The sequence below is a fragment of the Microcystis aeruginosa NIES-4325 genome, assembly GCF_008974145.1.
Classification (GTDB): Bacteria; Cyanobacteriota; Cyanobacteriia; order Cyanobacteriales; family Microcystaceae; genus Microcystis; species Microcystis aeruginosa_G.
In genome coordinates this window covers 1-9,677 of sequence record NZ_BJKP01000060.1, presented here as the reverse complement: position 1 = coordinate 9,677, position 9,677 = coordinate 1, and the positions used below count along the sequence as shown (strand labels likewise).

The following is a 9,677-nucleotide window of genomic DNA, read 5'->3' as shown; positions in this document are numbered from 1 at the left end:
CCTATATTAAATATGGCGGATGCTTTGGTTATGCTTCCTCCATTCTCTACATAATCAATTACTTTTTTTCTCAAGTCTAGGCTATAGGACATTTTTCTGTATGGGTTGCTTGTTTTTCCTTATTTTACCCTATTTTTTACTTGTATCATACTTATTTGAAATGACTATAATACTAAATCTGGTTATTAAAGACTGATTATTTATTCCCCTTTTTCCCTTTTGCATGAGTAGAAAACGGGTTTCTCGGAGAAACCCGTTTTCTGTGCGTTACTCAACGGATTTAGTATAAGAGAGCATCCTTGGGAGTGGAGAATCATTTATCGGTGAAAAGGGACTCTTGCCAGTGGGCAAAAATTAAGTTAATCTTCTCTCACCGGTGGCTTAACTAAAGGGGAAACCACCATATTTATTGATAATTATATCTATAGTTTCCATAATTGCGATCGATTCTCCCAAAATGGAGATAATTTGTTGATAATGTTCTAGGTCATCGTAGCTAAGGTGGCGACCTTTGCGGTCTTTTAGCCACTTCTGACACACTTGATAACCGCCGATATAAAAGTTCCAAATTTGGGGCGGAATCCCCGCAAAATACTGGTCAGAATTAATCGAAATTTGTTGTTTATTTTCGTCATATTTCACCTGTTCGACTATATTGGAACCTGCCACGGGATAGCTACTAATTTCTTTTCCCGTTGCTTTCATTAGGTGTAAATGTACTAATCTGTCACCTTTTTTGACTAATTCCCAGAATAATTCTTGATTACTGGTGAGAGGAACACGAGGAAAGTCTATCTTTAAAAATTCGGCGTAACGTTGGCGATATTGGGGAGAGTGAAAGACAGCATAAATATAGTTAAAAATGTCTTCCGGTCCAAAGGTTTTCTTTTCGTCTCCTTTGCCATCACTGATAAATTCTAAGTCAAGTTTTGCCGAAAGTTTGTTAATAAATTCTGGCGCTAGATTGGGACGGCGACCATTTGGCGAGTTGGTTGCTTCTGTGTCAAATAGGGTTGGGGTATTGGTTGGGTAAAGATAAAGGGGGAAAACATTGGCATTATCTAGCGATGAAATAACACATTTATCTGTAATTTTTTCAGATATAAAAAAATTGGATACAATCTCATTTCTAGGTCTTCGCAATGTTATTAAAACTAAGTTATCTTTTTTAAAAATGTGATACATTACTTCATTTCTTGCTCTACAGTGAAACCCGCCTGAATTACCTGTATAATAGGTATATCTTTTATCAAAAGGTCTGTATAAAATAGGGGTTAAGTTATTTTTAGATAAGTTAACCCGTTGAATATCTTTTTGAGCTAAATTAACTGTCCAATCTCCAGAATCTTTACCTAAATTATATTTAATTCTAGCTTCTTCTGAACTGAGATTGATAAAATTATTGACAATATCCCAAATTTCTTTTTCACTCCATTGAATGGTTAGTTCGTCTCTAGCCGTGGTTATTCCCATACTATTAACTGGCATAATTTCAGTAATCTTCCAAAATTGATCATATTCCGAGCGCAGATTAATATTCTGAGGTTTAAATAGATAAAAAGGAGAATCAGGTTTTAATTCTTGCCAAGAAGTAGAATAAAGATCATTTTCATCTAACCAATGATACTTACCACCGACAATAACTTGATTCTCAATTATTTCTCTTTTACCCCATAAATCAGCATGATAAACTTTAGCTAAATTTGAACAACCATTGTGATATTTAATAAAAATACCAATAGCTACACCTTGCTGAATATCAAACACATTTTGATCCGGTGAACCGTCGGGACAAACTTCTTTTTTCTTACTATTGCCGTGTAAATCGAGAATATAAATATCATCAAAAGTTTTTAATAAACTTTGACGCATTCCCCGAAAAGTTGGGTTATCCAAATAACCATGATTAGTAACAAAAGCTAAAATTCCATAACCAGTTTTCTCGATGCGCCATTGACTAAAGCGAATAAATTTGACATAATCATCATTTAACCATTTGGGATTTTTTTCGCCTAAAGGTTGCTCATCTACTTCAAAATAACTAGCAGTTTTTTCTCCAGAAATAATATCTTTTCCCTTCAATAATTCCTTAATCCATTCTCCTGTATTTACGGAATGTCCAGAGTAGGGAGGATTACCAATAATCACCATAACCGGATGTTCTTGCTTAACACCTTGCGCTGACTCTGCTTCATCGCGAATGCGATTTAAAAAACCATCAGCAGGGGGAATTTGAAAAGCTTCCTGTAGGGTGTTGGTGAGATAGATTCCCAAGCGTTCATCGGCACTAAAATCATAGCCTAATTCCTGAAGTTGTAAACCCAATTTCATGTGTGCCACGGTGTAGGGAGCCATCAGTAATTCAAACCCAAAGAGACGGGGTAATAAATGTTTACTGACATAACTAGACCACATCCCTTTCTGTTGACGAAAACTATCATAGATATGGTCGATAACAGAGTGTAAAAAAGTGCCTGTTCCCACAGCAGGATCGAGGATTAAAACTTGGTGAACTTCCTGAGTTTCTTGGCTATTATTAGGATTTTTAATCGTAATTTTTTTGGCATCGGCCAAACCTTTAGGAATCTGAAACTTATTTTTTAGAATATAGTCCACACTGCGAACCATGTAAGAAACCACGGGTTCAGGGGTATAATAAACCCCCCTAGACTCACGCATTTTACTATCGTATTCTGCTAAAAAAGTCTCATAAAAGTGAACCACAGGATCCTGCTTGCGCGTGCGTTTTCCAAAGCTGCTAAGAATACCATCCATGTCCGTTTGTTGTAAAATAGTGGCTAGAGTATCCACGGCCCAAGTAATCCGCTCATCTAATTCTGTACCAGCAATTTGATGAAAAATTCCCCGCAAAAAAGGGTTAGTTTTCGGTAGTCGAAATCCCGCCGTTTCCCTGGAAAAAGAACTTATTTGATCCGTATTACAGCGCGCTGCGAATAAACCATAACAGATTGTTTGTGCATACATATCCGCGAACTGCGCTTCATTGAGATCACTAATTAAAACTCGTTGAAAAGATTGCAATTGTTGCCGCAACATTCCCCCGCAATCTTGATCTTTTAAAGCTTGGCCGATTGCGTCTCTAATTAACTGCGCTAAAGCGGCCATTTTTTTCGCTAATTCTCGCGGTGTTGTTATCTGAATAACTTTTGAGAGGAAAAATTGACAGAACAATTGTTCTACTTGTAAAATACCCTGGGAATCAGGTTTAATTTGCTTTTTTTGATTAAGACTTGCCACGGCAGCTGATAGACGCAATTCTCCCGATACATACCAACGAAATTCTAAATGATCGGTGATAATTAAATTACCCAAAGCCTGTAAATAACGTTTTATTTGGGGAGTATTTTCAACCTTTTTGAGAGAAGTTCCGATATCTTTTGCTTCCAGATGGCCAATTTCTACCATACCCTGATTAATCACAAAATCCGGAGCGCCACAAGCAATCCTTTTTGGCTCATTGAGAGCTTGTAGGTTATTATTTAGGGATTCAATTAATTTTTTTAAAGCAGGACGATAACTGTGTTCTGTGGCCTTACCCTGTTGATAAATGCCTGTGATTTCCTCTAGATATTTTGGCAGTGAGTTACTCATTATCGTTGCGACATACAAACGTTCTTCTATAGATAAAATATAACCTCATTTGCCCCCAATGTCCACTGAGATGCCCTCATCCTGCTTTATCCCTATCCTCAAGGATACCAAAATTAGCTAGAATGAAATAATAGGCGATAATCTCATCCCAACAACTTCACCAAAATATTAACGATGGTCAAAGCATCATCTCCCTTATCTCTAGAGCATCTCTATCATGTTCCCACCTACACTATAGCCGATACTGCGCGCTATCTCCATATTCCTTTGCCCACTCTGAGAACGTGGGTACGAGGACGCACCTACCCCACAAAAAAAGGACAAAAAGAGTTTTTACCCCTCATTCAACGACCTAATCCGAATATTCCGCAACTTTCCTTTACTAACTTAGTGGAAGCGCACGTTTTAAGAGTTATTCGCAAAGTTCATAACATCCCTCTCGATAAAGTTAGACTGGCCCTAGACTATATTAGTGAACAATTTAACACCGATCATCCTCTAGTTCAAAAACAATTTAGTACCGATGGAACTGACCTTTTTATTGAACAATTTGAACATTTAATTAATGCCTCCCGTTCGGGACAATTGACGATGAAACAATTCTTAAATAATCTCTTAACTCGTATTGAATGGGATGAACAAGATATCGCCACACGGCTTTTTCCCACTATCGACATAAATGGGGAAGACTTCAGCAATAAAGTCCTAAAGATAGACCCTAATATTTCCTTCGGAAAACCCGTGATCACAGGAACAGGAATTCCCACTAAAGTTGTCACAGAACTTTATGATGCGGGGGACTCTATAGAAGATATTGCCAATGATTATAATTGTCAACCTTGGCAAATTGAAAAAGCGATTTTATTCGAGTGCAATTGGCAAGCGGTATGACCTATCAATACACCTATTTTATCGACCGCGCTTTAGGAAAATCTATCGGTGAAGCTTTGCAAGAAATAGGGGTTAAAATTGAATTTCATCATGCCCATTTTGCCCCAGATGCACCGGATACGGAGTGGCTACCTATTGTTAGTCAAAGAGGATGGATAGTATTAACTAAAGATGTAAACATTGGTAGAAATATTTTAGAAGTTCAACAGATAGCCCGTTATCAGGCTCAAGTATTTGTTCTAGTTTCTGGCAATTTACCTCGTCAAACCATGATTAATATTTTTGTCGAAACAATCGATAAAATCGAAAAAATAACTCAAGGTAATCAAGCCCCTTTTATCGCCAAAATATACCAAGATTTTCAAGTAAAATTGTGGAAAAATAAAAATGAATTAACCAGAATAATAGAAACTATGTAAAACTTATTAAAATATTTTTTATTCAGTAAAAAATTACAGCTAAATTTGTTGACAATATTCTCACCATTACCTTTGAGGCAATTGTCGAAATTGTCTGAGCAGTGAACCGGTTCAATCAACTTCTTAATCCCCCCACTTGCTGTTAAATTGATTTCCGTTCACTTCACCCAGGGGAAGGGGGGACTTCTGGCGAGATTTGAGTTAAACTAGAAAGGTTGACTATTGACAAACATCGATCGCACAGGAGTAAATTATGTCTAGAGTCTGTACTATGACGGGGAAAAAGGCCAATAACGCCTATGCGGTGTCCCACTCCCACCGTCGCACCAAAAAATTACAAGAAGCTAACCTACAATGGAAAAGAGTTTGGTGGTCGGAAGGCAACCGTTGGGTAAAACTACGCATCTCCACCAAAGCTATCAAAACCATTGAAAAGAAAGGATTAGCCGTCTTCGCTAAAGAAGTAGGCTTAAACTTAAATTTGTACTAAGCGAGTAGTTCGGAAGTGGAGATGAATCGGCCCTATCGTTGACTCCTCTGCTTTTGATTATTAAGTATTGCAACAGGGCGTGATGTGGGGTGATAACTACCTTTAAGATTAAAAACTTAAAACGACCTGTTCAGGAGAATTTCAATGTATTCAACCCTATTAATGGCCGCTACCGCCGTACAAGGTTCCAGCGAATGGAGTCCCAAAGTGGCGATTGTCATGATTATCTGCAATATTCTCGCTATTGCTTTCGGTAAAGCCACTATTAAACAACAAAATGTCGGTCCGGCTTTACCTTCCCCCGCTTTATTCGGTGGTATGGGATTAGGCGCTTTACTGGGTACTACCAGTTTTGGTCATGTCCTCGGCGCTGGTGTTATCCTCGGTCTTTCCCGTCTGGGAGTTATCTAAATATGTTTTGATTTTCTTAATCGGTGGCCAAAAGTCACCGATTTCTTTTGTGAAAAATTCTGGACTATATAATAAATATGACCTTACCTCAAAAAAATTCTTTTTGGTACGATGAGCGATTTCAGAAGATTTTTTTACAGGTAATTATCCTGCTAATTGTCTGCCTAATTTTCTGGTTTTTTGGCCGCAATTTAGTGATTAATTTCCAACGCTTACGCTTAAGTTTTGGCTTTGGCTTTCTCTTTGATCCCGACCGACCAGCTTCTTTTGCGATTGGTGACTCTCCTATTGCCTACAGTCCCACCGATACCTATTTTCGCGCTCTTTTGGTGGGATTAGTTAATTCCCTTCGCATTATGATTACTGGCATATTTTTGGCGATTAGTCTGGGAATAGTCATCGGGTTAGGTCGCTTGTCAGATAATTGGTTAATTCGTCAGTTAGCAACAATTTATGTAGAAACTATTCGCAATACTCCCCTATTATTACAATTATTTTTCTGGTATTTTGCTGTATTTTTGAAACTGCCGAAAATTGAGGACTCTCTAGAGTTATTTGGCAGGGTATTTTTAAATAACTCAGGAGTCTATTTGCCTTTCCCCGCTAATAGTTTCAGGACATGGTTAACCTTTGCTATCATTATTTTAGGAATAAGTCTATCCGTATTTTTATACCTAAAAAATAAACTTAGTTTATGCCTAACTAGCCTACTAATCCTAGTTATAATTCCTCTAATCTGGGGTTTACAATGGCAAAGTCCCCAAGTTAATCTTATTAATCAAAATATTGACTTCGGTTTACATCTTTCTTCCGAGTTTGCCACCCTCTTAATCGGTTTAACTGTTTATACAGCTGCCTTTATCGCGGAAACGGTACGGGGAGGGATTCAATCGGTTAATCGGGGACAATGGGAAGCAGCTAAAGCCTTGGGATTAAAACCTTTATTAGTGATGAGATTAGTAATTTTTCCCCAAGCTTTGCCAGTGATTATTCCTCCTTTAACTAATGAATGTTTAAACCTGGTTAAAAACTCTAGTTTAGCGATCGCTATCGGTTATAATGATATTTATGCTATCTCTAGTACCATCGCTAATCAGACAGGAAAAGCTCTAGAGATGTTAATAGTAGTTATGGCCACCTATTTATTCTTTAATCTGGTGATTTCCTTGACTATGAATCAATTAAACAAACGGGTAAAAATTGAGGAAAGTTAGGGTGTGTTAGCAGCGCGTAACGCACAGAATCGCACCGGAATTGATAAAGTAACTAATGAGCATTAGCAGAATATGAAGCGGTGATAATTGCTGTCACCGCAGGACTAAGAGTAGATAAAACCACCACAGAAGCGGTGGCAATGATGATAGTAGTAGCCATTCTCACCATACCATCTGTACCTTTTTGATAGGCATCAAATTTATAATCTATGCGATCAATTTTTTGTCCTATTTCATCTCGCCACTTACTGAATGCGTCTTGTGATTGGCTGAATTTTTCTTGCAAATCACTAACTTCATCACTTAATTGAATCAACGCCGCTCTGATGTCATCATTACTGGGATTTTCGGGAATTTGCATAACCTTAATTAGCAATCAACTAACAACCGCATATATTATAGCAGTTCTCAGCCATAAATTACAACTTTTTATCGGGAGGAGGAGTCAATCGCCAGCGCACTAAAAAACTATCAATACTTTCTAAACATTCCAAGTCATCTTTAGGTAAATAAGAATCTTTTGACAAGAAAGAAAAAGCCTGCTGAAACTCTTGACTATCAGCTTGAATCGGACTAGCAAAATGACAAGGAATAACCTGTTTAATCGGCCATTGGGCAATTCTATCAACCCATTGACTAACCTCCTCAGTAGTGCGATTAAGAATCAAAGTTTGCAAAATTGGCGCGACTATTAACCTACCCTCTCGACGCAAATTTAAAAAAGTCTTTTGCCAATCATCACCCCATTGAAAAGGGAATAAACCAAAATAGGCTTTTTTACTCCTTTCCTTAGCATTAAAAGCATCTCTAAACACCTTAATCCAATTGGGAACAGCTAAAACAGGAGGTTGAAAATAAAGAGCAAAAAGACAAATTCTTTGCCAACCCCGACGGCGATTTTCTGGGGTATCCTCCACCAGATCCTTAGCAGTATTTTTAGCGTGAAACAGGAGAGGATAGGGGTCTAATTCTAAAATAGCGGGTGGATTTTCTGGGATAGAAATAATGCCATCGGTTAGCAGCAGAGTTTGAGAGTAGTGATGAAAAAAAGACACCTCCGAGAAGTATCCCACATTCAGATCAATTGCGGGTAAAATTTCATAACTAAAATCTTTTCCTAAAGGAGTAGTTGCCGAGTCAGCAGGTAAAATTTCCGTTCGTTTTGCCGGTAAACCCAACCAACTCAAAGGCAAATTAAGAGGAAAACTCCATTGATTAGGAGCAACATAAACTATAGCATTAGGGAAATAACGGGCAAAAGGGCCAACAAAAACCTTATGTTCAATCCCAGAAATCGTCGGCAAAATAATATATTTAACTTCCCCGTGTTCACTTTCCAACTCACGCATCAAGCGAATACATTCCGGAGTCGGGGCCACTGGTGCATAAACAAATAAACCCCCAGATGCTAACTTAATTACCGTCATGCGAATCGGCACGACCACATAAAAAATACCCTGCAATTGCTCAAATGTCCAGAGCGTATCTTTCACCACTTCTTGGCGAATTGTCCGTCTTTGACCATAGGGATAAAGTGGTACAATTGGCCAAAAAGGCCATGATAAATCTTGCGGAGTTATTGCGGCTTTTGTCATCGTCTGATTATATGGCTGAAAATCTCTATCTAAATGAAGCAAGAGGACTCCCGTTAAATTTCTCCTTAATTAAAAATATACCAGAAATTAACGGGAGATGAATTGCGACCAGAATCTAAACCAAGGCAACAGCGTTTCCTTATTGGGAAAGGCTTGATTCTCAAGGTATGTATGAGCTTGACATATTTAAGCGGTAAGTGTTATACTAAAAGAATAACACAGATGGGTTCAGGCTGATGTTAAATGTTTTAAAAGTGAGAATATACCCAAACAAAGAACAAGAACTGTCCCTAGCTAAAAACTTTGGTTGCGTTCGTTTTGTTTGGAATTACTACTTAAATAAAACTAACAATCAGTACCTAGAAACTGGTAAAGGAATGACCTACTGTGATATGGCAAAAGACCTGACCCAACTCAAGAAACAACCTAATTTTGAATGGTTAGCTGAGGCTAATGCCGCTACCTTGCAGCAATCATTAAAAAACTTAGAATCTGCTTTTAAGAACTTCTTCTCAAAAATAACAAAATTCCCTAAGCTTAAAAGTAAACACAAAAAACAATCAATCCGTTATCCTGAAAGTTGTTCAATTAGAAATAATGGAATTAAACTACCTAAATTAGGGGTTGTAAAAGCTAAGATTTCTCAAGTGATAAACGGCAAAATTAAGTCGGTAACTGTTTCTAAAACCAGTACAGATAAATATTTTGCTGCCATCTTGTTTGAGATGGATGACTCAACAACCATTGAAAAACTAAAAATATCAGGGATAGACCTAGGTTTATCTTCTTTAGTTACAGTTTTTGATGGTGAAACAACCTACAAGGTTGACCCAATCAAACCTACCAGAAAATACGCTAAACGTTTAAAACGGAGACAACAAGCATTGTCTCGTAAAGCCAAGGGGTCTAATAATAGCCAAAAAGCCATTAAGGAGGTAGCCAAGGTTCACGAAAAGATAGCAAATACTAGACAAGATTTTCTTCATAAACTCTCCAGAAAGTTATGCGATGAAAACCAAATCGTTGTAGCCGAGAATCTGAATAT

General features: G+C 37.7%; 10 protein-coding genes. 6 read left to right on the top strand and 4 right to left on the bottom strand.

Annotation, left to right across the window (positions count from 1 at the left end; genetic code table 11):
* Both MiAbW_RS18430 and MiAbW_RS18425 read right to left on the bottom strand, forming a co-directional pair.
* The coding region (locus tag MiAbW_RS18430) for an IS630 transposase-related protein (protein WP_238707345.1) at positions 1-92 on the bottom strand (92 nt) is incomplete at its 3' end.
* A gap of 289 nt (positions 93-381) precedes the next feature.
* Positions 382-3,612: a type ISP restriction/modification enzyme gene (locus MiAbW_RS18425; protein ID WP_151697274.1), complete on the bottom strand. Its 3,231-nt coding sequence runs from the start codon at positions 3,610-3,612 to the stop codon at positions 382-384.
* 174 nt (positions 3,613-3,786) lie between these two features.
* On the opposite strand from MiAbW_RS18425, the gene MiAbW_RS18420 reads away from it, so the two are divergent.
* The 5 genes from MiAbW_RS18420 (at position 3,787) to MiAbW_RS18400 (ending at position 7,037) form a co-directional block, all read left to right on the top strand.
* A complete protein-coding gene (locus tag MiAbW_RS18420) occupies positions 3,787-4,503 on the top strand; it encodes a DUF433 domain-containing protein (RefSeq protein WP_151697273.1) in 717 nt (238 codons plus the stop codon).
* Entirely contained in the window at positions 4,500-4,922 is a 423-nt protein-coding gene (locus tag MiAbW_RS18415; RefSeq protein ID WP_151697272.1) for a hypothetical protein, read from the top strand. The genes MiAbW_RS18420 and MiAbW_RS18415 overlap by 4 nt, the downstream gene beginning before the upstream one ends.
* 253 nt (positions 4,923-5,175) lie before the next feature.
* Entirely contained in the window at positions 5,176-5,412 is a 237-nt protein-coding gene (rpmB, locus tag MiAbW_RS18410) for a 50S ribosomal protein L28 (protein ID WP_002775299.1), read from the top strand.
* Between the two features lie 144 nt (positions 5,413-5,556).
* The gene (gene psaK, locus MiAbW_RS18405; protein WP_002734065.1) at positions 5,557-5,823 is read left to right on the top strand and encodes a photosystem I reaction center subunit PsaK; all 267 of its coding nucleotides are present in this window, start codon (positions 5,557-5,559) and stop codon (positions 5,821-5,823) included.
* A gap of 77 nt (positions 5,824-5,900) precedes the next feature.
* Positions 5,901-7,037 (top strand): amino acid ABC transporter permease, encoded by a 1,137-nt coding sequence (locus MiAbW_RS18400; RefSeq protein WP_151697271.1) that lies wholly within the window; start codon positions 5,901-5,903, stop codon positions 7,035-7,037.
* A gap of 52 nt (positions 7,038-7,089) precedes the next feature.
* Here the strand turns inward: MiAbW_RS18400 and MiAbW_RS18395 are convergent, their stop codons facing one another.
* Together MiAbW_RS18395 and MiAbW_RS18390 are read right to left on the bottom strand one after the other, a co-directional pair.
* Entirely contained in the window at positions 7,090-7,398 is a 309-nt protein-coding gene (locus MiAbW_RS18395) for a hypothetical protein (RefSeq protein WP_151697270.1), read from the bottom strand.
* Between the two features lie 58 nt (positions 7,399-7,456).
* Positions 7,457-8,632, bottom strand: a complete 1,176-nt coding sequence (locus tag MiAbW_RS18390; protein WP_151697269.1) for a DUF4336 domain-containing protein — start codon at positions 8,630-8,632, stop codon at positions 7,457-7,459.
* Between the two features lie 236 nt (positions 8,633-8,868).
* Here MiAbW_RS18390 and MiAbW_RS18385 point away from each other — a divergent pair.
* Positions 8,869-9,677, top strand: an 809-nt coding sequence (locus MiAbW_RS18385) for an RNA-guided endonuclease InsQ/TnpB family protein (protein ID WP_151697268.1), incomplete at its 3' end; no start/stop codon positions are given.